Source organism: Bradyrhizobium sp. 2S1 (assembly GCF_011516625.5).
Classification (GTDB): domain Bacteria; phylum Pseudomonadota; class Alphaproteobacteria; order Rhizobiales; family Xanthobacteraceae; genus Bradyrhizobium; species Bradyrhizobium septentrionale.
Genome location: NZ_CP147717.1, coordinates 3,883,120 through 3,907,464, shown reverse-complemented (window position 1 = coordinate 3,907,464; position 24,345 = coordinate 3,883,120). Strand labels below are relative to the sequence as shown.

The 24,345-nt window shown below is 59.3% G+C and carries 25 protein-coding genes and 5 pseudogenes; 14 read left to right on the top strand and 16 right to left on the bottom strand.

The window, feature by feature from the left end:
- Positions 1 to 542: 542 nt before the first annotated feature.
- Both HAP54_RS18530 and HAP54_RS18525 read left to right on the top strand, forming a co-directional pair.
- Positions 543 to 989 (top strand): hypothetical protein, encoded by a 447-nt coding sequence (locus HAP54_RS18530; protein WP_166302495.1) that lies wholly within the window; start codon positions 543 to 545, stop codon positions 987 to 989.
- 306 nt (positions 990 to 1,295) lie between these two features.
- Positions 1,296 to 2,213: a LysR family transcriptional regulator gene (locus HAP54_RS18525; protein WP_175619447.1), complete on the top strand. Its 918-nt coding sequence runs from the start codon at positions 1,296 to 1,298 to the stop codon at positions 2,211 to 2,213.
- A 34-nt stretch (positions 2,214 to 2,247) separates the two neighbouring features.
- Here the strand turns inward: HAP54_RS18525 and HAP54_RS18520 are convergent.
- A pseudogene (locus HAP54_RS18520) lies at positions 2,248 to 2,460 on the bottom strand (DUF2274 domain-containing protein); the annotation flags it as partial.
- A gap of 89 nt (positions 2,461 to 2,549) precedes the next feature.
- On the bottom strand, positions 2,550 to 2,789 hold the full coding sequence (locus HAP54_RS18515) for an ATP-binding cassette domain-containing protein (protein ID WP_166307995.1): 240 nt from the start codon (positions 2,787 to 2,789) through the stop codon (positions 2,550 to 2,552).
- A 57-nt stretch (positions 2,790 to 2,846) separates the two neighbouring features.
- Between HAP54_RS18515 and HAP54_RS18510 the strand changes: the two genes are divergently transcribed.
- On the top strand, positions 2,847 to 3,143 hold the full coding sequence (locus HAP54_RS18510) for a globin (RefSeq protein WP_248114485.1): 297 nt from the start codon (positions 2,847 to 2,849) through the stop codon (positions 3,141 to 3,143).
- A 154-nt stretch (positions 3,144 to 3,297) separates the two neighbouring features.
- Here HAP54_RS18510 and HAP54_RS18505 read toward each other — a convergent pair whose 3' ends face one another.
- Together HAP54_RS18505 and HAP54_RS18500 are read right to left on the bottom strand one after the other, a co-directional pair.
- Positions 3,298 to 3,831 carry a hypothetical protein gene (locus tag HAP54_RS18505; RefSeq protein WP_166302490.1) on the bottom strand — a complete coding sequence of 178 codons (534 nt, stop codon included), beginning with the start codon at positions 3,829 to 3,831 and terminating at the stop codon, positions 3,298 to 3,300.
- Positions 3,832 to 4,091: 260 nt separating this feature from the next.
- Entirely contained in the window at positions 4,092 to 4,619 is a 528-nt protein-coding gene (locus HAP54_RS18500; protein WP_029085234.1) for a RidA family protein, read from the bottom strand.
- Positions 4,620 to 5,217: 598 nt separating this feature from the next.
- On the opposite strand from HAP54_RS18500, the gene HAP54_RS52530 reads away from it, so the two are divergent.
- Positions 5,218 to 5,526 (top strand): hypothetical protein, encoded by a 309-nt coding sequence (locus HAP54_RS52530; protein ID WP_414646204.1) that lies wholly within the window; start codon positions 5,218 to 5,220, stop codon positions 5,524 to 5,526.
- Between the two features lie 226 nt (positions 5,527 to 5,752).
- Here the strand turns inward: HAP54_RS52530 and HAP54_RS18490 are convergent.
- Positions 5,753 to 6,004 (bottom strand): annotated as a pseudogene (locus HAP54_RS18490) (IS110 family transposase); the annotation flags it as partial.
- Positions 6,005 to 6,262: 258 nt separating this feature from the next.
- Complete coding sequence (gene ltrA / locus HAP54_RS18485) at positions 6,263 to 7,561, bottom strand: group II intron reverse transcriptase/maturase (protein ID WP_224496557.1); 1,299 nt, start codon at positions 7,559 to 7,561, stop codon at positions 6,263 to 6,265.
- A 587-nt stretch (positions 7,562 to 8,148) separates the two neighbouring features.
- On the opposite strand from ltrA, the pseudogene HAP54_RS18480 reads away from it, so the two are divergent.
- Positions 8,149 to 9,395: pseudogene (locus HAP54_RS18480) on the top strand (IS256 family transposase).
- Between the two features lie 76 nt (positions 9,396 to 9,471).
- On the opposite strand, the gene HAP54_RS18475 reads toward HAP54_RS18480, so the two are convergent.
- Positions 9,472 to 9,663 carry a hypothetical protein gene (locus HAP54_RS18475; RefSeq protein ID WP_166302487.1) on the bottom strand — a complete coding sequence of 64 codons (192 nt, stop codon included), beginning with the start codon at positions 9,661 to 9,663 and terminating at the stop codon, positions 9,472 to 9,474.
- Between the two features lie 309 nt (positions 9,664 to 9,972).
- Between HAP54_RS18475 and HAP54_RS18470 the strand changes: the two genes are divergently transcribed.
- From HAP54_RS18470 to HAP54_RS18455, 4 genes are all read left to right on the top strand, one after another.
- On the top strand, positions 9,973 to 10,155 hold the full coding sequence (locus HAP54_RS18470; RefSeq protein ID WP_166302485.1) for a hypothetical protein: 183 nt from the start codon (positions 9,973 to 9,975) through the stop codon (positions 10,153 to 10,155).
- 1,019 nt (positions 10,156 to 11,174) lie between these two features.
- Positions 11,175 to 11,441 (top strand): DUF3892 domain-containing protein, encoded by a 267-nt coding sequence (locus tag HAP54_RS18465; protein WP_084518836.1) that lies wholly within the window; start codon positions 11,175 to 11,177, stop codon positions 11,439 to 11,441.
- A 553-nt stretch (positions 11,442 to 11,994) separates the two neighbouring features.
- On the top strand, positions 11,995 to 12,159 hold the full coding sequence (locus HAP54_RS18460) for a hypothetical protein (RefSeq protein ID WP_166302482.1): 165 nt from the start codon (positions 11,995 to 11,997) through the stop codon (positions 12,157 to 12,159).
- 213 nt (positions 12,160 to 12,372) lie between these two features.
- A complete protein-coding gene (locus tag HAP54_RS18455) occupies positions 12,373 to 12,930 on the top strand; it encodes a DUF5677 domain-containing protein (RefSeq protein WP_166302480.1) in 558 nt (185 codons plus the stop codon).
- A gap of 352 nt (positions 12,931 to 13,282) precedes the next feature.
- Here the strand turns inward: HAP54_RS18455 and HAP54_RS18450 are convergent.
- Positions 13,283 to 14,158 (bottom strand): annotated as a pseudogene (locus HAP54_RS18450) (IS3 family transposase); the annotation flags it as partial.
- 228 nt (positions 14,159 to 14,386) lie between these two features.
- Between HAP54_RS18450 and HAP54_RS18445 the strand changes: the two are divergent.
- A complete protein-coding gene (locus tag HAP54_RS18445) occupies positions 14,387 to 15,769 on the top strand; it encodes an IS110 family transposase (RefSeq protein WP_175619444.1) in 1,383 nt (460 codons plus the stop codon).
- Between the two features lie 2 nt (positions 15,770 to 15,771).
- Here HAP54_RS18445 and HAP54_RS18440 read toward each other — a convergent pair.
- Positions 15,772 to 16,032 (bottom strand): annotated as a pseudogene (locus HAP54_RS18440) (transposase); the annotation flags it as partial.
- Positions 16,033 to 16,376: 344 nt separating this feature from the next.
- On the opposite strand from HAP54_RS18440, the gene HAP54_RS18435 reads away from it, so the two are divergent.
- Together HAP54_RS18435 and HAP54_RS18430 are read left to right on the top strand one after the other, a co-directional pair.
- Positions 16,377 to 16,598, top strand: a complete 222-nt coding sequence (locus HAP54_RS18435; protein ID WP_166302477.1) for a hypothetical protein — start codon at positions 16,377 to 16,379, stop codon at positions 16,596 to 16,598.
- A gap of 83 nt (positions 16,599 to 16,681) precedes the next feature.
- Entirely contained in the window at positions 16,682 to 17,116 is a 435-nt protein-coding gene (locus HAP54_RS18430; protein WP_166302475.1) for a universal stress protein, read from the top strand.
- A 481-nt stretch (positions 17,117 to 17,597) separates the two neighbouring features.
- Here the strand turns inward: HAP54_RS18430 and HAP54_RS18425 are convergent, their stop codons facing one another.
- Positions 17,598 to 18,185 carry a hypothetical protein gene (locus HAP54_RS18425; RefSeq protein WP_166302472.1) on the bottom strand — a complete coding sequence of 196 codons (588 nt, stop codon included), beginning with the start codon at positions 18,183 to 18,185 and terminating at the stop codon, positions 17,598 to 17,600.
- 106 nt (positions 18,186 to 18,291) lie between these two features.
- Complete coding sequence (locus HAP54_RS18420) at positions 18,292 to 18,678, bottom strand: hypothetical protein (RefSeq protein ID WP_166302470.1); 387 nt, start codon at positions 18,676 to 18,678, stop codon at positions 18,292 to 18,294.
- Between the two features lie 685 nt (positions 18,679 to 19,363).
- Between HAP54_RS18420 and HAP54_RS18415 the strand changes: the two genes are divergently transcribed.
- Both HAP54_RS18415 and HAP54_RS18410 read left to right on the top strand, forming a co-directional pair.
- Positions 19,364 to 19,555 carry a hypothetical protein gene (locus tag HAP54_RS18415; RefSeq protein WP_166302467.1) on the top strand — a complete coding sequence of 64 codons (192 nt, stop codon included), beginning with the start codon at positions 19,364 to 19,366 and terminating at the stop codon, positions 19,553 to 19,555.
- Positions 19,556 to 19,759: 204 nt separating this feature from the next.
- Positions 19,760 to 20,017 carry a hypothetical protein gene (locus tag HAP54_RS18410; RefSeq protein WP_166302464.1) on the top strand — a complete coding sequence of 86 codons (258 nt, stop codon included), beginning with the start codon at positions 19,760 to 19,762 and terminating at the stop codon, positions 20,015 to 20,017.
- A 57-nt stretch (positions 20,018 to 20,074) separates the two neighbouring features.
- Here HAP54_RS18410 and HAP54_RS18405 read toward each other — a convergent pair.
- The 5 genes from HAP54_RS18405 to HAP54_RS18385 form a co-directional block, all read right to left on the bottom strand.
- A protein-coding gene (locus tag HAP54_RS18405) for an IS3 family transposase (protein ID WP_166298338.1) occupies positions 20,075 to 21,426 on the bottom strand; the annotation gives its coding sequence in 2 pieces (ribosomal slippage) (positions 20,075 to 21,090 and positions 21,090 to 21,426; 1,353 coding nt in all).
- Positions 21,427 to 21,488: 62 nt separating this feature from the next.
- Entirely contained in the window at positions 21,489 to 21,611 is a 123-nt protein-coding gene (locus tag HAP54_RS18400; RefSeq protein WP_414645904.1) for a DUF5131 family protein, read from the bottom strand.
- A 373-nt stretch (positions 21,612 to 21,984) separates the two neighbouring features.
- Positions 21,985 to 23,394 carry an integrase catalytic domain-containing protein gene (locus HAP54_RS18395; RefSeq protein ID WP_166293515.1) on the bottom strand — a complete coding sequence of 470 codons (1,410 nt, stop codon included), beginning with the start codon at positions 23,392 to 23,394 and terminating at the stop codon, positions 21,985 to 21,987.
- A gap of 166 nt (positions 23,395 to 23,560) precedes the next feature.
- Positions 23,561 to 23,917, bottom strand: coding sequence for a hypothetical protein (locus HAP54_RS18390; protein ID WP_166302461.1), 357 nt, complete (start codon positions 23,915 to 23,917; stop codon positions 23,561 to 23,563).
- A 59-nt stretch (positions 23,918 to 23,976) separates the two neighbouring features.
- Positions 23,977 to 24,333, bottom strand: a complete 357-nt coding sequence (locus HAP54_RS18385; protein ID WP_166302458.1) for a hypothetical protein — start codon at positions 24,331 to 24,333, stop codon at positions 23,977 to 23,979.
- Positions 24,334 to 24,345: the final 12 nt, after the last annotated feature.

Here is a 24,345-nt window from a genome sequence, read left to right as displayed (position 1 = left end):
ACGATTCTGATGATCGCCCGACCCGGAACGCAACACAGCGGCCGCGAAATACCGATCCACGATCATGTGGTTACCGCGGCCGCTGAGCGGCGTTGCTTGACAGCTAGCCTGAGCGCTTCCGCACACGGCGATTTTTGAACTGCTTCGTTGTGTCCGCTGGCTGTGCTTGCATCGCTAAGACTCTTGAGCACAAACCGGAACAACTTGCGGTATTCGAGGCCGCTGCTTGACGCATAACGCCTGTTGGCAAGCGATTTTGGCGCTTCCGAAGATTTTTCCGGCCCGCGGCATACGTTTTTCAACTTCCCGCAAACGCATGGTCTCTGGTCTTCGACCTCCAACCAATCTACTTGAATCGCGAGCTGGAGGCGCACGCGAAGCGGCCCCCTCGACGAGGCTTCTTCGGACCTCGACGATCGTGCGCGCGGACCGAATCCTGGTCCTCTAAGGCGGCCGCATCGTCGATGTTGGTCTCCATGGCGAACTCGCCCCGCACGGGGCGGTGGTTATGCCCGGCTTATGGCATCACAAGGAGACCTCATATGATTCGGCACGACCTCACCCATTGGCCGCTGGTGCTTTCCACCATGAGCGGCCCGACCACTCCGGAAGACCAGCTTGCCTTCTTCGCCGACTGGATGACATGGCTCAACCGTGGCGAAGCTTTCGCTACGCTGCGAGTCTTCGCCGATGCCGACGCGCTCACCCGGCAGCAAGGCAGCGGACGGGAGGCGAAAGCATGGCTCCATGCCAACGGCGAGCGGCTAAAGGCACTTGTGGTTGGCATGGCGACGGTGGTGCCCGCCGATAAGTGCGAGGAGATGAGCCGAATAAACGCCGAAAAGCTGTTCGGCGTACCGGCCCGTACATTTCAGGACGCCCATGAGGCGATCATTTGGATCGGACATCTACTGACGGACAGGCGTGTCGGTTTCGACCCTTGGGCAATACAGAAAAGCTTGGAGGAACTGGTGTTCACTCCGCGATGAAACGGGTGGTGCCCGGGGCTTGGTATTGAGTTTCACACTCGGCGGAGACGATCAAGGCACTCCACCAAGCGGTCCATCCTTGACGCAACCGTTCGAGCGGCGATCCCAAGGACTTCCTCGCACAACAGACTATCTTCCGGGCCGAATTCCAAAGCGTCGAACGCGACAGCGCACCTCTGCGTGACAGGTTGGTGTTGCTCGGCTTGGCCCGTTCGCGTGCGGAAAAGACAGATAATCCTTTAGAGGAATAAGCGGGAGCGGAGAAGAGTGTATGTAGGGCGACCATTTGCGATCGAGTTCCGGCATTTGCGCTATGTGATCGCCGCCGCCCAATATGGAAGTTTCCGCGCGGCAGCCATTGCTTTGGGCGTGCGTGCTTCTGCGATCAGTCGACGCATCCGTGACCTTGAAGACGCGATTGGCGTGGCACTATTTATTCGTCACCACGGTGGTGTCAGCTTGACTTATGCAGGCGAGCGATTTTTCAACCGAACGCGAGAAGCGCTCAATCAGATCAGCTATGCGGCAAGGGATGCCGGTGCGGCCGGTCGCGGAGAACAAGGTGCGCTTCAGATCGGCATCTTTGCGCCGCTCGCCCCGGGCTTCCTGATGGAGCTGCTTCAAGCCTATGCGCTCCGCAATCCAGACATTCGTCCCGACGTGATCGAGGGTGATGGCGCGTTGCATATCGCCGCTATTCAACAGCACCGCTTGGATATCGCATTTTTGCCCGGGCACCCCACAGTTCCCAACTGCGACGTGGCTCATCTTTGGAACGAGCGGGTTTTCGTCATCCTTCCTTCAGGTCATCAACTGTCTACCCAAGAAGAAGTAATTTGGCCCGATCTTCGCGATCGTCATTTCATCGTCACCGAAACCGAACCGGGACCGAAGATTCACGATTATCTGGTGACGCATTTGGTGCAGATGGGACATCATCCAACGGTCGAGCGCTGTCCAGTTTATCGCGAAACGCTCATGCAATTGGTCGCTGTCGGGCGCGGACTATCTCTTACGACCGCTGCAGCGACAGCCGTGCTGGTCCCAGGCGTTGTTTTTCGGCCTTTGGTCGCAGATGAGCTTCCCTTCAGCGCCATATGGTCTCCTCGCAACGACAACCCGGCATTAAGGCGTCTACTTAGCTTGGCTAAGGCGATGTCGCGGACGATGCTGCCGGGCTTGCTTCTCTTGCTCGGTCTGCCTGAATACGAACTGCCAATCTGATATCGCTGCGTCGTCGCGACTGACTCAACCCAGTCGCCTTTCGCGCGCTGGCAAAGCCGCGGTCAGTGGCAATGAACCGTTCCAGCATCGGCACGATGAGCTTGAGGGGATCGGCGATCGGTTGACCTTGCTCACGACCGAGCGCCTCGGCGTAAGCCGCCAAAACCCGATGAAGTCGCGCGGGGAGTTCGCCGCGGCATTCATCGTGCGTCTCCTCTTGATGGACGAGTGAGGAGATAGAAAGCAATAAATCTGGAAAGGTGGAAGTCTTCAGGACGACCAGGCGGGAAATATCGGGCTGTGGCGTGCAGATGGGATGGTGACGCCCTCCTTCAGCTAGGTACCGCGCATACCGTGCCATCCCAGACGCAGAACGCGGTCCTCCAATCTAATAATACTCGTTCTATGTGTGATCGCGATGGTCGTTATCTCTTCGGCCATCTTGCGAAGCTCCTCAATAATCTCGCCCTCTGTCGTCTCATCGAGCGCCGAGCTGGCCTCGTCGAGGAACAAGATTCGAGGGTCGGTATACAAGGCACGGGCAATGGCGATGCGCTGCCGCTCTCCTCCCGAGATAGCTAGCTAGCTCCTGATGCAAGAGATATATTCGGCGGCGATATCGAGCAGCAGCGGATGAAGGTGCTGGATATGATCACCGCGCTGGTCGCCTCGCTCGACGAAAGACCGATGTTCCAATCGCTGATCACGCTTTCAGGTCACAAGCACGCCAGACTTGGCGTTCAGCCATCGCACTTCGTCGCAATGGGCGAGGCGTTGATGTGGAGCTTTGATTGCAAATTCGGCCCTTCTTACCCCCGAGCTGAGGGAATCGTGGCGGACGCTTTACGCCACCGCCCAGAACGAGATGCTGCGCGCGGCCGGCCGGCAGAGTTCGTTTTGACAACGGCGGGCGAGAAGCCTAATTCGTGACCCAATCGTGGATCTCCGGTCGGCTGGAGACACACGAAAAAACCTTGTCGCGCGAACAGTGCTCGTGCTCCTGAGCTGACGTTCCGAGATTCGCTGAATTGGAAACTCACGCAAACGCGCTTCGATGAGTCCTGCGGAGAAATGAAATCCGCAACTACTTGCCGATCGAATATTCGATCTCGACTTGTGTCTCATTTACACCTACTTTGGGATCGGCGTGGCCGGTTGTTCGCGCAATTCCCCGAATGCTAGCTAGCGTTCCCGTACCTTCCGTGATGTAGGCGACAGTCGTGTTGCTAAGCTTTCCCAGCTCGGCGCTATGAGCAAGCACTGTCCCGCGGGTAAAGAACTTGTCGCCATTTTCGACAACATAGACATTGTATATGCTGGCAGTGCCAATATTGTCGACGTAATCGGAAACGCAACGGGTCCACGTTTCCTTGATCTTCAATCCATTGACGACAGGGGCGTTAGTCGAAAAGATACGATGAATTTCAAATGATCGCACCTGATGGCCAGCAACGTCGCCGACGTCGAGAAACTGCTGTTGTGTGTATTTGGTATTTTCCGCGCCCACTTTGTAGGATGCACGCTGTGTCTGTTGGGCGAACGCATCGCTGATCGGTACAACAACAGCGAGACACAGCAGAGCTGATGTCGTTAGAATGATTGTAGCGAGTTGTTTCATGGTAACCTCCTGGTCCGCCAACCGCATGGGCCTGTACGCCCTTATGATATTGGCCTCGTGCTTGCTGCACACTTGCTGCACAGCTTCCCGACCACGCTAAACGCAGGGTCCTTTGATGCGCGTGATGCGTGCGTCAGCGCTTTATTCTGCCATAAGAACCGACAAAGACGTCACGTCGGCAGAGCGGATATCTTCAACCCTCGCGCTACATCTCCCTTAGCCAAGCGCATTGTGTAACGAGATCGCGACCGCCGACAAAGCTACTCTACCTCAAGGATCATTTCGACTTCGACCGGGGCTTGGCGCGGAAGCGCCGCCACGCCCAACGAGGAGCGAGCATGCTTACCAACCGACTCGCCGAACACCTCGACCATTAGGTCGGAATATCCATTGACCACCTTGGCTTGGTCACCGAAGTCGTCGGCCGAGTTCACCATACCGACCACTTTGACCACGCGCTTCACCCGATCGAGGCTGCTCAGCGCCGCGCGCACTTTTGCCAGCATGATCAAGCCGGCCTGCCGCGCGGCTTCATAACCTTGTTCGACAGTCAGATCCCGTCCGAGCTTACCCTTCAAACCGCCTGGAACACTGCCCGCCATGAACAAGAGATTTCCAACTTGTACCGCGTTGACGTAGCTACCGACCGGAGCGGCCTCAACCGGCAGCGTGATGTTCTTCTCTCTCAAGCGAGCCTCCGCACTCGACGAATTCTCCGCCTGCGCGCCGTCAAATGCTGAAGCTAAGGTCACCAAACAAAAGGCGATCAATCCCGCAAATTCCCTCATCGAGGGCCCCCGCACTTACCCGTGAACGTACTTCTCTAAAGCGAACCTACCGGCAGCATCCGCTGTGTGGCCGTCACTGACTCAAAGCTTCTGGACCCTTTGACTAAGAGTAGTGTGGGCGATTGATTTGCGCGGGTCACCTCCCATATGGGGTAGGACGAGCATTCCGGAACCTTTCTCCCGTGCGGTCTGTCTTGTTGTGCTGCCCAAGGCACTCGCGGTTCACGACCTTCTGCGACGCTCTCCGCCAGGCCTCCAACGCTATACGGAAGTAAAAACTGAAAACACAAGCGTTCGCCTGCGTGTCACACCGTAAATGACCGCCCATATGATGGCTCTATGGAGCAATAGCTGATACCGCAGTTCGCGTCTGCCTCAAGCGTGCCCAACCGATCCATCTGCTTGTCATTCAGCCAGTCATTTTGTGGAAGTTCCAGTCCGCCCCCACGTAGTACATCGTCCATCGAGTTGGACTTTTGTCACCAGCTTACAATGCCGGATCGTCATTGTTCTACAGATCGGCTGTATACGGGCCGTGCTGATCATTTCGTGAGTAGATTTTGTAGCTCGCCCATCCGTTCGCTAGTGGGTCTTGTGGGTGCTGACCATGCCGGAAACTGAACATTGCCTGCGACAGCTGTGCCTGTCAGGCGTCCGCGACACGCTGCAGACGCGCGTGCTGCAGGCGCAGGGCGCCAACCAGCCATTCCTCGAGACCTTCTCCCTGATCCTGCAGGACGAACTGGACTGTCGTCAGTCCCGCCTCATCGAGCGCCGGGCCCCCGTCGCGGGATTGGCTGGATTTGAAGGTGGCGTAGTCTCCGAGGCATTTCTCGCTCTCATTCGGCATGCAAAATTGGCTCTGACTCATATGTGGAACGGCCCGGGCTGCAAGGTCTTTCTCTGATTGAACAAGGAATGGCGGTGCGGTCATATGTTCGGCCTGTGAACGCGGCACCTGGCCGCTGGCCACGATGATGTCCGCGGAAGCAATCGCCCAATCAATTTTGCGCGCTCGAAGCGCAGTGAGTCAGGCGGTCTGATTGCTACCGGGAATGTCGTCATTCAGTGTTCATCCAGATTGCACCCTGCCTCCTCGGCGGCTTTCCTTTTCCGCCGATGAGCTCTTAAGATTAAGATTTCAGCATTGCGGCCGGTGCCTGATAGATGCCGCCTTTGACTAGCAACGCCCAGATGGTGCGCGCAATCTTGTTGGCTAACGCCACTGATACGACCTTGACCGGCCGGCGTTGCAGCATGGTCCGAACCCAGAGCGGGACTTTCAAGCCTCGTTTGGCAAGCTTGATGATAGAAGTTGCACCGACGATTAAGAGCGTCCGTAGTTGCCGATTTCCCGCTTCGATATCGCGCTCACGGCCACCTGCACAAAGTGCAACGTAGGGCTCACCGTCACCGACAAGACCGACGATGCATCGCATATCAACGCTCAGCAGGCACTGCTCGGAGCAAAGACTATAGGCAACCGGCATCCTAGCGGTTTTGTGAGCAAGAGGGCAACCAATTCCGCGACGGTCATCGGGGATGGTCGAGTAGCTAAGCCATTCGGCTTCGCCCTCACAGATCCGGGCATGCAGATTTCCCGCACCCGGCTCTTCTCGAGAGTCACCCGCATCGGTTTGCTCCTACGCCCATGAGTGAACGACACGTGCCCGGGGTAAGGGAAAACGCGCTTCCACAGTCTCAAACCAGTCCCAGCCCTTGTCCCGGTTCTTCTGGCTCCGCCGCCTGAGGCAGGTGAACCAGATGCGCCGGACCTCCTGTAGGAATCCGTTGAGAGCGCGCCAGTTGTGTGGGACGCCATAGTAGCCGTAGTGGCCGCGCAGCACGCTGGAGTACCAGCGATGCTGTGTCGCCATCGGGGCATGCATGATCTGCCACGCTTCCTGCCGCAACGCCTTCAGCTTTCGCGTCATGCGTTTGCTCTGCGTTTTGCGTTTTACGATAAATCTGCCGTCCCTGGTCCACCCAGAGTAGTGGGTGAGGCCGAGGAAGGCGAATGTATCTAGACGCCGTGCGCCGCGTTGTCGTCGAGCCATGGCCGGTAAACGGCCGAACTCGATGAGCCGCGTCTTGTCCTCGTGGAGTGCCAGGCCGAAGCGCGCCAGTCGCTCCTTGAGGTCTGCCATCATGCGTCGGGCATCCGCCAGCCGTTCGAAGCCCATCACGAAGTCATCGGCATACCTCACGATCGATACCCGACCGCTCGCGTGCCGACGGCGCCATTGATGCACCCAGAGATCGAGGGCGTAGTGCAAGACGATGTTGGCGAGGCACGGGCTGATGCCCGCCCCTTGCGGTGTCCCCTTGTCCGTTTCGTACCATTCTCCGCTCTCAAGGGTACCGGCCTCGAGCCACATCCGAATGAGCCGGAGGATCCGAGGGTCGGCAATCCTGTGCGCCACCATCCGCATCAGCCACTCGTGATCAATCGAGTCGTAGAAGTTGCGAATGTCGGCATCGAGCACCCAGTTCACGTACTGGCTCATGATCGCTGTATGCAATGCTGAGAGAGCCTGATGTGGGTTACGCCCCGGCCGAAAGCCGTAGGAGAACCCCATGAAGTCGACTTCGTAGATGCTGCTCAGCACCTCGGCGACCGCGCCTTGAACGATTTTGTCTTCCAGCGTTGGCACGCCGAGTGGACGCCGTCCACCATCTGCCTTCGGGATATGTACACGCCTGACCGGCTGCGGCCGGTATCGGTTGGTGTGGATTCGTTGACAGAGCTCCTCGAGATTGCTCACTAGGTTCTGTTCGTAATCCGTCACCGTGATCCCATCGACCCCCGCGCTTGCCCGCCGCTTCTGACGCCGGAACGCTCGTTCGAGCGCTTCGACATTCACGTGATGCAGCAGAGCCGTGAATTGGGTACGGGCGGCCTTGCGGGCCGCTGCGTTCACCCTCGCGAGGTTGGGCGGCAAGGCACCCCGGCTCTGTGTCCGGTCCTTGTCCCTCTCGTTTGGGCTCCTCTCGAGCTGGCTCCTTCCCTCAGCCCGTCTCGTTTCCTTCGACGGCTTCATCGGTAATATAACCCAGTCCGACTCCCGACCTCAGCTCGGATGGCGGCTCCGGCGTTGCCTTGCCGCCATCCCCCACCGGGGATCATTCCGGCGGACCCGGTCGGGCCTCTCATGTTCCGATGCGTGCTTTCCATGCGTGATCCGGCCTTCGACCCCGACGGAGCATCACCGTCTCGCTTAGCGACGGCGCACATTCTGCCTTCGTGGTCGGGAACACACTCGGCCTCCGTGACATTCAGCATTTCGTGGCTCAATCCCGCACCCCACATGGCCCCTGTCTACACTTCAGACGCCGCGTTACCGCGACGCCCGCAAGACTCGGTCCTGATCTGCCCGCTACGGCTTTGATCAGATGAGACTCTCACTCATAGGCGCGCATCAGCTTTCATGACGTACTCCCGCGTTCTGTTGAATTTCTGAAGAGGTCGGCGTTGCCCACCTTGAGCCGGTAGGCTCGGGGTGCTGATTCCACAAAGGAGAGCAACGCCATGACGAGAGATATCACACCGGCTGGTTGGCCGGCGACCGGGGCGGTGGACGAAGCGTTTGCGGAAGTGCGGGCGAGCTTCGATCGGTTCTGCCTTGCAGCAGGGATCGAGGCGCTCGGCACGATGATGGAGGCGGATGTGACGGCGGCCTGCGGGCCGCGCCACGGTCGCGATGCGGCGCGGCGGGCGCACCGTTGGGGCCGAACGCAGGGACGGATCGGTTTCCACGGCGGCAAGATCGAGGTCGAGCGCCCGCGGGTCCGGGGCGTGGATGGCGGCGAGGTCACGATCCCGAGCTGGGAACGGCGGCGCAGGAGGACTGGCTCGGTCGCTGGGCGATGAACCTGATGCTGATCAATGTGTCGACGCGCCGGTTCGGCCGCGCTGTCCGGCTGCCCGAAGGTCACGTGCCGGCACCGCCCGGACCGGGGGTTTCGAAGTCGGCGGCCTCGCGGAGGTTCGTAGCGCTGTCGGCGGCGCGGCTGGCTGACTTCATGGCTGCCGATCTGTCCGCGCTCGACCTTCTGGTGGTCCAAATCGACGGGCTGCATCTCGGCGACGATCTCGTGCTGGTCGCCGCGATCGGGGTTGACGGCGAAGGCAACAAGCATCCGCTGGCGCTGGTGGAAGGGGCGACCCAGAATGCCGCAACGGTTCAGGCCCTGCTGGACAACCTGGTCTCGCGCGGGCTCGACCCGACGGTGCCAACACTGTTCATCGCCGACGGCGCGAAAGCGTTGTCGAAGGCAATCCGCCGCACCTTCGGTTCGGCCGCTGCGATCCAGCGCTGCCAGATCCACAAGGCGCGCAACATCATGGAACGCCTGCCGAAAGATCGGGTGCTGCGCCAGGCCTGGGAGCTCGATGACGCCGACAAGGCTGAAAAATTGATCCGCAATCTCGCGCGTCGACTCGACCAGCAATGGCCCGGCGTAGCGGCCAGCATCCTCGAAGGCCTCGACGAAATCCTGACTGTCGTCCGGTTGAAGCTGCCGAAGGAGCTTCGTCGATCGCTCGCTTGTACCAACATCGCCGAGAACATGATGGGCACCATTCGCCGCATCACGCGCAACGCCGAACGCTGCCGGGATGCCGGTATGGCGTTGCGATGAGGCGCGGCCGGCATGATCGAGGCCAACAAGGGCTTCCGACGATTGAAGGAATTGTCGGTTCTACGTGCGGCCCTTCAAGCTCACCACGATCGCATGACGATCAAGCCCGTTGCCCACGTCTCGAGGGCCGCGTAACATTCATTCCGGCAACGTCGGCCCGACGTAGTTCAACACCGATCGGGACATCCCCACGGTCATCAGCGCAGCCTCCTCAATAGCCGAGTTGCAGGCGACGCAGAATCTTCTGCTTCCGGCGCGCCCGACGCTCTGGGGTGATAGGAATTATCTGGGCCGGGCCCGCGATGGCAGGGCGCACCGACCGCGTCAGCGGCCTCACCATCTCGTCGCAAAACGAGGCCATGAACTGCAGAGGCGCGAGGGCGAGATCGACAAAGAACAGCATGTGGCCACTCCTTTCTTTAAGCCGTAGTTGTTTCGCACCAGATCGAGCAGGTCGCACTCTGTCTGGCGGCGCTCGAACTCCTCACCTACCAACAGATCATCGACAGTTCGCACGCGCCCGAATTGCGCGCGGTATCCCGTGTCGTGCTCCCAGACCGTCCCCCACAGCGAAACCGTACCCACAGCGAGAGCAACCAGATCACCCTGGTCGGCAGACGGCAACAGAAGCGGAGAGCCCCAGACGGCTGCAAGCTTTGCTCCTTCATCGGCCGTGCGCTCGGTGATCCCGAGGGATCGGTCCTATCAGTGGATGAGTCTGACCGCGGCGCCGGTGGGCAAGGTGCCCAAGCTATCCGAGGTGGTGACCGTCAGCGGCGTGCCGCGCGAGCCCGCGGCCGATGGCTGGAACGGCGAGATCGCAACATTCTTAAACCCGGCGCCGTTCATTTCCGCGGCAACGGCCTCAGCTTCTTCTATCGTCCGGCACGGCTGAATGATTGGCCGACCGCTCCAACGTCCGCTTGCGAGATCACTACGGTTCTCCCTCCAATGAATTCCAGAGGAAACATGCTGCTCTATTGGAGGCTTGGCAATGCGGGATCCTACGGGGTTGCGGTATTTTTGAGCTGCCCCAAGCCCCCAGCACGGGAGAGACGCCTATTCGCTGAGGACGTGAGAGCCTTGGCGACGACGTTGCCGGACGACATACACCAAGGCTCACCCGCACAACGGATTGCCCCTTAAATGGCGTGAGCCGTCCTTCGGTTGTCATCCCGCCCCGGCGCGATCGAGTCCTGCTTGTCCCTCTGACTTGAAGGATGGAGGAGTATGCGCCGGGTGCCGACCGCGATCCGGGCGGCCGGCGCCCCCTAGAATAGGTAGGAGCCTGATCCAATGTTGGTGCTGTACGGTGAACCGCCGTTAGCTTTTCGGGCTGTCCAGTGGAGCATCAGGAATCTGTTCGATGTCTAAAAAGACTACCAACTTGCGTGCCGGAGTTAAGAAGCGCATTGCCCAGATCGAAAGTATGACACTAGTCCAGATTCAACGGGTCATGATGGATTGTATGTCCAAGCGGTCTGCTGGTATGTGAGGGCAATGCGTTGCGCCACGCGCTGAACAAACGGGTCGGCATTCTCAGACGAGACCTTGTCGCGACGCGGGAGAGCTAAAGCGCCAGGTGAGAGGCCGCGATCCCGAAGCCGGGGTCGCCATGCTTGCACGCCTAAAGAAAGAACTCGCGGCATGGAGTTAGAATACAAATACAGGAGCGGTACCGGCTCGCGTCAAGGACAAGAGGAGCGTGGCATGTTCGAACGATCACACTTCCGTTCTTATTCAACCTTGGCCGCATTTGTATTGGCCTTGCGGTCTTAAGCGCCGTCCTGCTGGTCCGGATAATAATGACGCCCGTCGGGCCATAAGGCTGCTCCCCAGTTTGTGTATCCTCGCTTGGTTGATTGGGGATTTGCTGGATGCCGTTCCGCCGCTGGAGACGAATCGGAGTGAGCCATGACGCGCCGCATTACTTGCATTGCCAGGCTGCCTAACCATCAAGACCGCCATCGGCGCATTCAAGCAGTCGGTGGTTCAGGATGGCAAGACACGGAAGAAACAGCCATTGCAAACGTCAGACGCGACAAAAGCGCTTATGAGGTCACTGAGCAGGGCAAGACGGTCAAGGTGACCGTCAAAAAACACGATGGTCGCGAGTACCTCAATACCGAGAACAATCGTTTTCTTCCCGACAATCTTCTTAGTCTTCCGGATTGCCCGTGACCAGCATGTCGGCCCTCGCGCTCCGGCCGGAGGGGCATCTTTGTCTCGGACTTCGAGCAAGGTGAGATCGGCCCGGACCTCTTCCGGAAGGCCTGCGAGTTCGGCTTTGAGGGCTTGGTATCGAAGCGCTCCGATCGCCCATACCGCGGCGGCCGATGCCCGCATTGGGTCAAAATCAAGAATTGGACGCATGCGTCCATGGCGCCGAAGTTCGAGTGAAAGCCGAGCCGCGGAGTGGCGGGCGTGAGAGCCCCAGCCCTTGGCTTTCCTGCCCGCTTAGGTTGTGGCACATTCCCTTCTTATATTCATTAAAGGGAAACAGCCTGTGGCCACCACAACAAAAACGGGACCGAAGCGGAAGCCCTTAAAGACATTCAAGCCAAAGCTGGCGACAATTGACACGACCAAAGTTAAGCCAGTTCCTAAGACGAAACGCAAGAAATTGCCCGACGGAAGTTACGATGTCTAAGCGATGCACTAGCGCCAAATGAAGTTTGCACCGCCGCTCCACTCGGGGTCAATACAAGAAGCTTTCAATCGAAGCCTTCACGACATGGCCCGTGAAGTGGCCGCCAAATTGATCCAGGAGAAGATTCGCGAGCAAGGCGTGCATATAGCTGAAAATCACCTCGCCAGCTTAGTCGACGGACTCCTTCAAGCAAACAGCGTCGATGCGGTGACGGTCGATGATGGGCGAGCCGGTCGAGATAATATTTGATCGACGTGATGAAGACGAGCTGTCGCGACGGCTTGGCGATCTTGAGGATCAAATTCCATCTCTGACAAACGACTTCACAGAGAAGGTTTCGACGCAATTGCTCTCCACTCTTAAGCGGGGATGGCAAGAGCACGCGACGGAACAGAAGGACAGCTTGGACGGCTTCCGGAGCAGGATCGCTGAGCGCTGGGGAGCCGGACTCGAGGAGCTCGATTGCTCGTTACAATTGCCAGCGAATTCGGAAACAACATAGCGCATGGCGTGTCAGAGCCAGAGCCAATCGCCTATTCGATGGCGGCCATTCGCCTGCTTCACGCGCGATCCTGCCAGATTACCCAGGAAATCATCTGGTTGCTGAGCGGAGGATTTGCTGATGCCGCTATGGCTAGATGGCGGACGCTCCGCGAGGCGATGGCGGTGGCCAGTCTGATCGGGGAACACGGGGAAGATTTAGCGGAGCGCTATTTCGCGCATGAAGTTGTAGAGACCCGCCGGGCGGCGTTGCAGTATCAAAAGCACTGCACAAAGTTGGGTCAAGAACCCTGCAGCGACGAAGAAATGCAACACCTTGAGAGCCAATACGCGGCGGCGCTATCAAGGTATGGACGCAACTTTAAGACCCAGCAGGGTTGGGCTGCTGAGCATCTAAAAAAGGCCAGTCCGAAGATCGAAGACATATTTGAGGCCGTCGAGCTCGATCACCTCGTCCCTACTATCGCCTGGCAAGCCATAATGTTCACGCAAATCCAAAGGGCGTGCTGTTCAAGTTAGGGCTGATGGACGAAATGAAGGTTCTTCTGGCGGGTCCCAGCAATGCCGGCTTGGCGGATCCCGGATACGCTACCGCTCGATCATTGATGCAGGTTTCTTCGGTTCTGAACATGTTGGCTCGAAGACCATTGAAGGCCTGGTGGCAGTGGGGTTGATCGAAGCCGGCCCAAATGCTCGTCACTAAGGGGAAATTGGCTGGCGGCTGACAGACGACGGTTGGCGCTGCATGTATGGTGAAACGATCGCCGAGATTTTGGCCAAGCCGGAGGCGTGAAGTCTTATCCCTTCATCTGAGCTGGCTCCGGTTGTCTGAACAGATTTTCCGCGTCGATAAGTGGAGCCTCTGCCATGGTTAGGCTGCCAAGCGGAGTGGCAGCGGGTTGAAGTAGGCTTGATCGGGGGTGACGCCGTCAAGGCTCGAATGCGGGCGCCGACCGTTGTAGAAGTCGAGGTATCGGCCGATCGACGCGAGGGCCTCGCTGACGCTGTCATAGGCCCGCAGATACACCTCCTCGTATTTGACGCTGCGCCATAGCCGTTCGACAAACACGTTGTCCCGCCAGGCTCCCTTGCCGTCCATGCTGATCGCAATGCCGTTGTCGGCGAGCACGCCGGTAAAAGCCTGTCCGGTGAACTGCGAGCCCTGATCCGTATTGAAGACGTCCGGCTTGCCGTGACGAGCCAGGGCATCCTGAAGCGTCGCGACACAGAACGCCGCCTCCATGGTGATCGATACGCGCCACGACAGCACGCGGCGGCTGAACCAGTCGAGCACAACCGCCAGATAGACGAAGCCTCGCGCCATCGGGATGTAGGTGATGTCCATCGCCCACACCTGGTTCGGCCGCGTGATCTCCATCCCGCGCAGCAGGTACGGGTAGATCTTGTGGCCCGGCTCGGGCTTTGTCGTGCGTGGACGGCGATAGAGCGCTTCTATCCCCATCCGCCGCATCAACGTCTTCACATGCCGACGGCCGATCTTGCACCCATCGGCAGCCAGCAGCCCTCGCAACATGCGAGAGCCGGCAAAAGGGAACTCCAGATGCAGCCGGTCGAGGCGCTGCATGATCGCAAGGTCGGCGTCCGGCACCGGCCGCGGCAGGTAGTACACGCTGCCGCGGCTGATGTTCAAAGCCTCCGCCTGCCTGGTGATCGACAGCTCGTGCTCACGGTCGATCATCGCTTTGCGCTCAGCAATCCCGCCTTGGTGAGCGCTCCTTCTAAAAAACTATGCGCGGCGATGCGCTCCCCCTGTGGGATAGAAACGGACCGGCGCTAGATTGCCGACCGGGAGGGAGCGGCCGATACGATTTTGGTGGCACGTGACCCCGTTAAAAAACCTGGTCCATGGGTTGTCGCGCACTTGAGAGTGGTGACGCCATCCGGCGATCCCGTTTAGGAATCTGACGTATAGCGCAGCCCAGCCCTTCCGCCGCCGTCAGCAGGAGGATTAGAGATGAACCCCAAAAGATCGAAGTCGAGGAACGGAGGTAAGATGCAGATGGTGCACCCGGACGCGGCTGCCATCGACGTCGGAGCGACTATGCACATGGCTGCCGTGAGGGCAGATCGCGCACCGGAGCCAGTCCGCAGCTTCGGTACCTTCACGGCTGATCTGCATCGGCTAGTCGACTGGTTTACTGAATGCGGCGTCGAGACTGTCGTCATGGAATCGACCAGCGTCTACTGGATTCCGATCTTCGAGCTTCTCGATGCCCGGGGATTTAACGTGTTTCTTGTCAACGCGCGCGATGCCAAGCACGTGCCGGGGCGCAAGACCGATGTCAGCGATGCGCAATGGCTGCAGCGGCTCCATTCATTCGGGTTGCTGCGGGCCAGCTTTCGGCCCAAAGGGCAGATTGCCGAGCTGCGAGCCTACGTGCGTCAGCGCGAGCGTCTGCTGGAGTACGCGGCCTCACACATCCAGCATATGCAGAAGGCCTTGACGGAGATGAATCTTCAGCTGCACCACGTCGTCACCGACATCACCGGCGTGACCGGCCTGCGTATCATACGGGCGATCCTTGCCGGCGAGCGCGATCCTGAGGCGCTGGCGTGCTTGCGCCATTATAGTTGCCGCTCCAGCGCCGAGACGATCGCGAAGGCGCTCACCGGAAGCTACCGCGCCGAGCATCTGTTTGCGCTCGAGCAGGCACTTGCGCTTTACGACGCCTACCACGAGAAGGCATCTGCCTGCGACGCCCGAATTGAAGCCGTGTTGAAGGAACTGAGCTTCCATCGGGGGCATGGCCACGGATCAGCGCCGCGGGTCTCGCGGCGTCGGAATCGAACCGATCAGGCGAACGCTCCAGCTTTCGATGTCCGCGAGGCGCTGTTCACGTTGCTCGGAAAGGACCTCACCGCGATCGACGGCCTCGGTCCTTACCTCTCGCTGAAGCTGATCGCTGAATGCGGCGACGACCTCTCCTCGTGGCCAAGTGCAAAGCATTTTACCTCCTGGCTGGGACTGGCGCCGAGCAACAAGGTCTCCGGCGGCAAAATGCTCTCGTCCCGAACGCGCCGATCCGGCGGCCGAGCGGCGGCACTTCTGCGCCTTGCTGCCGTGACCGTGGGTCGTACAGACACTGCGCTCGGCGCCTTTTATAGACGGCTCTCAGCGCGCATCGGCAAGGCCAAGGCCGTGACCGCCACGGCCCGGAAGATCGCAGTTCTGTTCTACAATGCTGTGCGATACGGAATGGACTATGTCGATCCCGGGGCCTCGTCCTACGAGATGCGTTACCGGACGCGAGTGGTCAACAATTTGCATCGGCGTGCCAAGGCATTCGGCTTTGTTCTCCATCCCTTGGAGCCGAAAGTAGATGCTGCCGTTTCTTAGGAATCGTTCTCCAGCGTCAGTTCGCCGATCTTGGCGTGCAGCGACTTCACGTCGATGGCTGCTTGCTCCGCTCCGGAGCCGCCGCCGGGACCGAACGCATCGGCGGCCTTGCTTTCAAGCTGAGCCTTCCACGCCGTGATCTGATTGGGGTGGACGTCGAACTGCTCGGCAAGCTGAGCCAGCGTTCGATCGCCCTTCACGGCGGCGAGCGCCACCTTCGCCTTGAAGGCCGGTGTGTGGTTCCGGCGTGTTCTTCTGCTCATTGTCGCTCCTGATTCGCAGGCACAGCGTGCCCGCTGTCAGGCAGAAACTCCACTTATCGCCCTGTGCAGAATTCCGGGGCCGGCTCTCACCATCAACCCGACGCACTGGCGTCCTTGGGCCGAAAACCAGTAACTCTCACTTTCCTTGGTAGTCTCGCTAGCCCGCAATCAATTTAGCCTCTTCCCCTGCGAGCAGCCGTTTGAGCGTTTCCCGCTTGGCCAGATTCGACAGTAATGCTCCATCATCTTGTTTGCCATGCCCCTTAATAAGCCTTGCGTTGTGTCGGGAACCAGACACTATGGCCGCTTGGGGCCCAGACCTTACCCCCTGTTGGGAGATCGGAATGAACTCCTTCTTCCACGACGAAAACGTAGCGCTTTACCGCAAGCTGATCGCGGAAAGCGAAAGCAATCCGTCACGGGATGATTACGGGCATGCAATGCTGCTGACGTTGCTTGTCGAGGAAACGGCGAAAGCGATGCAGTTACCACGCTTGCCTGACGCATGGTGCGCCGCGCCCGATGTGTGGACATCTGGGTCGCGGCACGATGGGCCGATAGATTGATTTATCTCAAGGCCGTATCCGAAACGCGGGGCCAGCTTTACCTTCGGAAGGCAGCGATAGGTCAAGACAATCGGGAGTGAAGCATGTACCGGCATATTCTCATTCCGACAGATGGGTCGGAACTTGCGGAGCATGGGGTGGCGCATGGGTTGGCGCTGGCGAAATCCCTTGGAACCAAAGTTTCTGTAATCTTCGTTGTGGAGCCGCTTTCAGAAATGAGAAAAGGGTCTCCGTTCCTTGAAACACTCGCAAAATATGCTGAGCTGCGCCAGGAACAGGCCACGAGCGTGTTGGATCGCGCGGCAAATGCGGCCAAGGAGGCTGGTGTTTCCTGCAAGACAATTCAAGTAGAGAACGGACAACCCCATCAAGCCATTATCGCAGCAGCCGAGGACAGAGGCTGCGATCTCATTGTTATGTCATCGCATGGGCGCAGCGGACTTTCCGCGCTACTAATCGGCAGTGTGACAAACAAGGTGCTGACGCACGCGAAAACCCCCGTATTGGTTTGTCAATGAATGTGCAGCAGACCGCTCGATGGGCCAAATAAACGCGCCGGAGATAATGCCCGGTAGTGGGATGTCACGGCCTGCCCCGCTGCTTGATGGCCCACAGCCGGTAGGCTTCGTTCTCGTAGGGGTCATCGCCGTCCCGCACTCCTTTCCGAAGAAGGTGCAGTGTGAGGGGTGGCACTGGTCCCGTCCGTGCCGGGATAACGCCAAAGGTGCCGGGGCATCGAGGCACTTGCTCCTCGGCCCCGGCTGGCGGCGGTTACTTGTTTCGCGGCACCCGCCGTCTTGCCGCGCCAGAGCATCACCATGACAAGAGTCGTGATGGACACGCGCCCTGGAAACAGGGAGACGGAAAGGAGAATGATGACCCGCCTCGCCCTTTCGACTGCGAGCGTGGAAAGGATAAGCCCGCTCGCAGCTTCGCGACGCCAAACCAACACAAACGTCGCGAATTAGAATCATAGCGGCAGCAGTTGTCGTCGCTCGCTTAGAACCCCCGCGTCAGCCGATGCGCCTTACGTAGTTCGAGGTTGGTGGGATCGTTGAAGAAGCGGTCAAAGGCGGGCGCGGGACGTTCACCCGTCTTCCGCGTCGCCTGCGCCTCGGCGTCGATCAGCTTCGTGAACTCAGCCTCGGCAACGCCGCCGAGCGACTCGCCATTGGCGATGAACAGCTTGGCCATGGCCATCAGGCTGCCGTGCTGCTTGACGATGGATTGGAGTTCGGTTGCGCGGTCCATAATAGGTTCGTCCTTTCGTTTGGTTGCCATGTGCCTTGCCAGTTCGCGGCCATGGCGAGAGTGCAACAGGTAGTTAATCGCTTCCTGCCTGGACATGCTGTTTGGGGAAGCGGCGATGACGGCGGCGATCATCGCTTCAAGCTTCGGCGGCAACTGGCCTTGTTCGGTCTCGTCGGTCTCGTTGTCGGTGTTGTTCTCGTTGTCCTCTTCGTCGTGCTCGTCATCGTCAGGGTCGTTTGGCGGCGCGGCAAACTTCGCTTTGCGAAAGTCAATGGAGCCGAACAGCGCGCGCAGGCGCTTCTGGTGCGGCGTGCCGCCAGAGGCATATCTGCTCACGGCACCTTCGTTACGAAAGCCGCTGCACGCCGCGCAGTTGCACAGAGGCTCGTCGTCGTAGCGTTTCGATATCACAACAGTGCCCGACACAGTCACCGGGATAAGCTTAGTGTACATCGAGTAGAATGCGGCCCGGTGCTTCTGTGCCCATTTGATAAACTGCGGGAGGCTGCCGATACCTTCGAAGCAAAGGGCGATGGCGTCCTTGGATTGACCCGAGAACTCGGCTGGCACCTGCTTGGGCATTCGTTTCGACGCCGAGCATCGCGTCATCGATCATCTGACTTAGCGGGTGTTGATCATTTGCCGCCTGCGTCGAGATGATGACGCCGAGACTTTCACGGCGCTTGCCCGTCGCTGTACGCAGATTGTTGAGCAGATCGGAATTCGGCGCTTGCGCGAATTCGTCGTAAATCCAGAGCGACGGCGCGAGCCCATAAGAGCGCTTAGCCGCTGGGGTGAGCTGCGCACCTGCGTTTCTGATCGCGGCCATGATGATAGCATCGCTTATTCAGCCGCAGGTCACGGGCTGACGAGCTATGAACCATTCCGCGAAGCCGCGAATACCAGGCAAAGTGCTAAAGATAGTAGCAGGAGCAACTGTTCTGGAGACGCATTCGTGCGCATCGCAGCGGCGCGACGGGGCGAAGAGGCCTCGCGCCTTATCGAGGATTTTACGCGCAGCACTGCCGACGAGCCGCGCGCCGGTCCCGCGCCCTCCGAAGGGCCGAAGTACCGCCCGACGACGGAACTGGCCTCCGACAGCCCCGCTGCCCCGGCAAAGAGCCTTCCCGGGGCGATGACCGGGACACCGAGCGAGCGCCCGCCGACGTAAAGCCCCGCGCCGCATTCCCACCCCGCACATCGAGCGCGCCCTCTGTCCCCGGCATGTACATCGGCGCTTTGGAGAATATCGAAACCGACCAAAGCACAACAGCTCGCTTCTATAGATGGAATGGACATGGAAGAACGGATAGGACCATGACCGAAATCTCGTGAGCGCGTCATCTGTACGAAATCCACTGCACGCCACAGCCTCCATTAGTAACGGATGTTCTATCCTCTGAGCACATCGCTGAACTTGCACGGCTGCGCGAGTTCCTGTGACTATTTCGCTTTTTCAATGATCGTCATTACAGGAAAGCTGTGATAGCAAGTCGCTCCGATGCAAAGGAGCAATGATCGTGAAGAAGGCAACTAAGAAGGCCGTCAAGCGGCGCGAGTGGAATAAGAACGACATTAAAGAACTGAAGGCGCATTCGAAGGCGCGCACGCCGGTCACCAAGATATCCAAACTGACGAAGCGCAGTGTTGGTGCACTCCGTCAGAAGGCGTTGCACCTCGGAATCGGGCTCGGGCATCAGCGCTAACGAATGAAGGAGGACGGCCTACGGGCCCGTCCTCCTTGCCATTACAGATTGCGCCCCGCCTTCGCCTTACGCACAGGGCAAAGTCCTCATGCTGCTGGCGCACGATACGGGACCCTGCCTGGGAGGTGGGGATAACGGCTCCTGTGCCCCTTTTGGTGGGTGTTCGGTGCAACTAACTATATACCGTCCGAAAGGGGCGGCAGGATGGCTTTCAAGATCACGGGCCTAGACAAGCTGCAACGCGAGCTGGCAGCGGCCAGCAAAGCGTTGGAAGCGCTCGATGGCCAGTTAACAGAGGTGCAGTATAACCCCGAGAGCCCGTCGAGCGTCGAAGCAGCTATAGCCCAGGCCGAAGCCGCTATCGATCTGAAGATCGGTCCGTTGGCGTTCGCCGTGCGGGCCCCATTGCACTCTTTTATATCGGTGATCCATCATTGCTTCGGCATATCCGTCGTCAGATAATTTGAGACTAATCAGGCTTTTCGAGAAGGGAGGCTCTGGCTCATCTGTTGTTGGAGTTTAAGCGGCCTGCAGTTGGTGCTGCAAGCGGCGGTTTGCGATGGTCTCACGCTTGATGCGCTGTCGTTCGGTTAGGATGGTCTCGGCTCTGCCGAAGTAGACGTCAGCCGGGGTCAGGTTTTTGATGCTCTCATGATAGCGGACGTGGTTGTAATGCTCGACGAAGGCGCCGATCCGCCGTTCGAGGTGGTGAGGTAGATAATAGTTCTCGAGCAGAATGCGGTTCTTCAGGGTCTGATGCCAGCGCTCGATCTTTCCCTGGGTTTGGGGATGATACGGAGCGCCGCGCACGTGCTGCATGCCCTTGTGTTCGAGCCACCTGGCCAGATCGTCCGCGACGTAACTCGAACCATTGTCGCTGAGAAGCCTCGGCCGGTGCGCGACGGTGATGTGGTCAAGGCCGGAGGCCGCGAGTGCCTGGTCGAGTGTGGCCGTGACGTCGGAGGCACACATCGTGGGACCAAGCCTCCAGGCGACGATGTAACGCGAGAAGTCATCGAGCACGGTCGACAGGTAGTACCAGCCCCAGCCGGTGATCTTGAGGTAGGTAAAGTCGGTCTGCCAGAGCTGGTTGATGGCGGTGGTCTTGTCCTTGAACTCGTTCGCCGCCTTGATCACCACATAGGCGGGGCTGGTGATGAGGTCATGCGCCTTCAGCAGCCGATAGACCGATGCCTCGGAGACAAAATACTTCCGTTCGTCGGTGAACCGCACGGCCAGCTCGCGCGGCGACAGCTCGGGCAGCTCCAGCGCCAGGTCGATGATCTGGCCCCGCACATCGTCGGGGATGCGATTCCATATCCGGTCAGGTCGAGACCGGTGGTCAGCCAGCGCCTCGACGCCGCCATCACGATAGCGATCATACCATCTATAAAACGTGGCGCGTGGGATCCCGAGCTTGTCCAGCGTGCGCTTGGCCGGCAGGTGCGACTGCTCGACCAACTGGATGATCTCGGCCTTCTCGGACGCAGGATATCTCATGCCTCGTCCTCCCCATCCCCGTTCATGCTTTTTTTGAGCAGGCGGTTCTCAAGGGTGAGGTCGGCCACGACTTCCTTCAATGCGGCCGTCTCACGACGGAGATCCGTCACCTCGCCGGAGGTCGCCGCACGCGCCGTATCGCCCGCCAGGCGGCGCTTACCGGCTTCGAGGAACTCCTTCGACCAGCCGTAATACATTGAGGCGGCAATGCCCTCACGCCGGCAGAGCTCGGAGATGTTCTCCTCGCCCCGCAGTCCTTCCAGCACGATGCGGATCTTCTCTTCCGCCGAATACTGCCGGCGGGTCTGGCGCCGAATGTCCCTTAGTACCTGTTCTGCCGGCGCTTTGCCCGGTCCGGATTTCTGCTTCATCTTCGCTCCTGGTGGCTACGATGAACCAGAAATCCTCCCTCCGCAAAATCCTTCAATTTGTCTCACACGCCCTGACGGCAAACACCTTCGGCATAGCAATTATCACAGCCCGGCGAGACTTTTTGGCAGCCAATCCATGGATTGAATGTATGATCGCACCATTCTATTTTCGAATTTTCACCCATCACAAATCTCCAAAGTTCAGAGCATCGCTCTGCCCGAGACACCGGTCACGGTCGCATCCTTTACAAGTTTATTTTTCGCCTTTAGCGGTGGCTAAACGCACCGACGTCATCGAGCCGACGACGTCTCCTCGGAAGGCATTTCAGGGAGAATAGCGTGTTCCGTTTTTCTTTCGCTTGGAGCGACAAGTATGAATTTCTCACAGGGTGGTTCTTGCGATTCATGCATGCGCGCAGGGATTACTTTGCGGCAACACGATTGAACGGCTGCGGGCTGAAGCCGAGCACATTTCCTCGCCTTCGCGCGACTAGGCTTCGCTCAAATCTGTCAATCGGCGTTCAAATTTGCCCCCTCGTATTGCCTCAGGAAGTAATGTTACCCGGGATGAAGGTCTACGAACTGCCCCAGACCGGTCTCGAGCCGCGGCCAGCTCGGTGGAGAGGCTGTGGGCGGGGCGGAGTGCTCATCACACGCAGCGCCGTCCACAGCCTCGGGCCGTATTTCATCCACGGGCATGGATACGATGGCTGTCTCCGCCACCTTCCGCCGGAGGGACCGAAGCAGGCGCTGAACGATCGAATGCTGCTTGTCGCTGAACATCGAAGGATCGATCGTGGCGAGCCTGCCCACGATGGCCAGTGCAGTGAGCTGTGGCTCGACGGCGAGCCAGTTCTCGATGATCGCGAGATGGGGATCGAGCTTCGAGGGCATGCGAATACGCTTTTTGTATCGCCGTTTCGGCCGGCGGTGCGTGGCCCGCACTTCGGCGGTGTTTGCCGCCGTGCCGAGCGATCGGGCAAACGAGAGCGGATCAGCCGGCGATACGGTGGGAACCTTCGCAAGACCGCGCTTGCCGATCCGTTCGCCGAGCTCTTCCTGCGCCGTGCGGATCGTGGCAAGCAATTGTATGGGATCGAGAGTCCGATACGTCTGGCGCAGACGGCGCTTGACCGCTGATGGGAGTTTCGGGTGCCCCAGTGCACGTTCGTATGGTGTGGCAGGCGGATGATAGCGTTTGATGATCTTGGCACCCTCGCGGCGCTTCTCTTTGAGCTTGAATGACGGCTGGAAGAAGTTCACCAGCAGGCGCGCCGCCGCGTAGAGACGTGCCATCACGCGGGCCGTCTCGACCCCGTCGAAGCGCCCGTATCCGACGAGCCGCCGGACCACCGCACCGTTCTTCTGCTCCACGAAAGCCTGATCGTTCTTTTTGTAGGCACGTGACCGCGTTACCTCGATCTTCTGTGCTCGGCACCATGGAACGACGACGTCGTTCATGAACGCGCTGTCGTTATCGAAGTCGGCGCCACAGATCACCCACGGGAACAGGCCCTGTGCTCGCGTCATCGCTTCCACGACGAGGCTGCCATCGCGTGTCACCAGGGGCAGGCATTCCGTCCATCCTGTTGCGATGTCCACCATGGTCAAAGTCTGGATAAACGAGCCGGCGACGCTGGTCCCACCGTGCGCGACCATGTCGATCTCGCAAAAGCCTGGCGGCGGGTTTGCCCAGTCATTGAAAGTGCGGATCGGCACCTCGCGTCGAATCGCCGAGTAGAATCCGACTCGCCGCCGGCGCCCCCCAGCAGCCGCAATTTTAACGTCGATCAACATCCGATCGATCGTCGCCGCGCTCAGAGTTGTCAGCAGCGCACGCTCTGCGCTCGTTGGCTTCAGCCGGCCATGCCGCTCGAGTGCGGGCAACAGCACTGGGATCATCGATACGAGGCGCTTACCGCAGACGCGATCGGAGGCTTCCCACAGCGCGATCAGCGCGTCGCGCACGCTGGCGTATTTGCGTCGCCGACTTGTCGCTGGTTCGGTTGGGCTCGTTGCCCCTTCGTCCAGTGGTGGTCTGGGCCTGTCCCTTCCGGCAACCGACAGTGCTCGCACCGCGTGCTTGCGGTGCCCACCCGTCGTTGCTGTCAACTCGTCAAGGATCCGTCCCTTCTCAACTCGTCCAGCCGCACGGTAGCGCCTCGCCACCACGGCCAACACCTCGCGCCTTGCGCCCATGCTGATCCCGCTCGCCATTGGCGCCACCGACCTGATTCGGTAACGCCGCCCCAGTCATCAGCGGAATTGTTCGGTAACATTTTCGATGAGGCAATGCGCCCCTCATCGGCGTCCAATTTTGGACGCCGATCCCCCGGCTTAGGGGATCAATATTGCAGGCCGAATGACAGTCTTTATCGGCTGCGTTGTCGAACTGCGTTCGAAACGCGGTGTACATATTGTAGTCGACGACGCCTGAAAGGCTGATCGCCGGCGACTTGAAGGCGGTAGCAGGCAGGGTCGCTGGTTCCATCGGTCGATCCTATCGTGGTGGTCATGGTCATGGTCTACGCGCCACATGCAGATGCCGTGCTACTCTTCGGACCGATACAGAACCCGGTCGCGGCGCGCGGTCATCCGCCAAAGCCCGGCGATCGTGGAAAGACCGATCCGTAGGACGAGGACAACCAATGTAATCTGGAGCCAGATCAGGCCACCTATCTCCCGGAAGACGAATTCGATGCGAGGTCCCCAAGGGGGCGGAATGGCGTCGCCGATCGTCTCAATGCCGCGTTGGAGAATGCGCTGTGCGCCAGTTAGCAGTTCCGGCTTCTCGTAGAAGGCGGCTACGATCAACACCCATGCCAGGATCGCCGTGATTGTGCGGAAGGAATGCACCTTCAAGTGATAGCCTAATCCGGGTTGGTCGTTACCGCGCGTTCTCGCCATCCGCTCCGCCAA

Excerpts from the sequence above, each read along its gene's own strand:
- HAP54_RS18530 (WP_166302495.1), top strand. The coding sequence starts at position 543 with ATGATTCGGCACGACCTCACCCATTGGCCGCTGGTGCTTTCCACCATG.
- HAP54_RS18510 (WP_248114485.1), top strand. The coding sequence starts at position 2,847 with ATGAAGGTGCTGGATATGATCACCGCGCTGGTCGCCTCGCTCGACGAA.
- HAP54_RS18505 (WP_166302490.1), bottom strand. The coding sequence starts at position 3,831 with ATGAAACAACTCGCTACAATCATTCTAACGACATCAGCTCTGCTGTGT.
- HAP54_RS18500 (WP_029085234.1), bottom strand. The coding sequence starts at position 4,619 with ATGAGGGAATTTGCGGGATTGATCGCCTTTTGTTTGGTGACCTTAGCT.
- HAP54_RS18475 (WP_166302487.1), bottom strand. The coding sequence starts at position 9,663 with ATGCTGTTCTTTGTCGATCTCGCCCTCGCGCCTCTGCAGTTCATGGCC.
- HAP54_RS18470 (WP_166302485.1), top strand. The coding sequence starts at position 9,973 with ATGAGTCTGACCGCGGCGCCGGTGGGCAAGGTGCCCAAGCTATCCGAG.
- HAP54_RS18465 (WP_084518836.1), top strand. The coding sequence starts at position 11,175 with ATGACGCGCCGCATTACTTGCATTGCCAGGCTGCCTAACCATCAAGAC.
- HAP54_RS18460 (WP_166302482.1), top strand. The coding sequence starts at position 11,995 with ATGGCCCGTGAAGTGGCCGCCAAATTGATCCAGGAGAAGATTCGCGAG.
- HAP54_RS18445 (WP_175619444.1), top strand. The coding sequence starts at position 14,387 with ATGAACCCCAAAAGATCGAAGTCGAGGAACGGAGGTAAGATGCAGATG.
- HAP54_RS18435 (WP_166302477.1), top strand. The coding sequence starts at position 16,377 with ATGAACTCCTTCTTCCACGACGAAAACGTAGCGCTTTACCGCAAGCTG.
- HAP54_RS18430 (WP_166302475.1), top strand. The coding sequence starts at position 16,682 with ATGTACCGGCATATTCTCATTCCGACAGATGGGTCGGAACTTGCGGAG.
- HAP54_RS18420 (WP_166302470.1), bottom strand. The coding sequence starts at position 18,678 with ATGGCCGCGATCAGAAACGCAGGTGCGCAGCTCACCCCAGCGGCTAAG.
- HAP54_RS18415 (WP_166302467.1), top strand. The coding sequence starts at position 19,364 with ATGATCGTGAAGAAGGCAACTAAGAAGGCCGTCAAGCGGCGCGAGTGG.
- HAP54_RS18410 (WP_166302464.1), top strand. The coding sequence starts at position 19,760 with ATGGCTTTCAAGATCACGGGCCTAGACAAGCTGCAACGCGAGCTGGCA.
- HAP54_RS18400 (WP_414645904.1), bottom strand. The coding sequence starts at position 21,611 with ATGGGTGAAAATTCGAAAATAGAATGGTGCGATCATACATTCAATCCA.
- HAP54_RS18390 (WP_166302461.1), bottom strand. The coding sequence starts at position 23,917 with ATGGAACCAGCGACCCTGCCTGCTACCGCCTTCAAGTCGCCGGCGATC.
- HAP54_RS18385 (WP_166302458.1), bottom strand. The coding sequence starts at position 24,333 with ATGGCGAGAACGCGCGGTAACGACCAACCCGGATTAGGCTATCACTTG.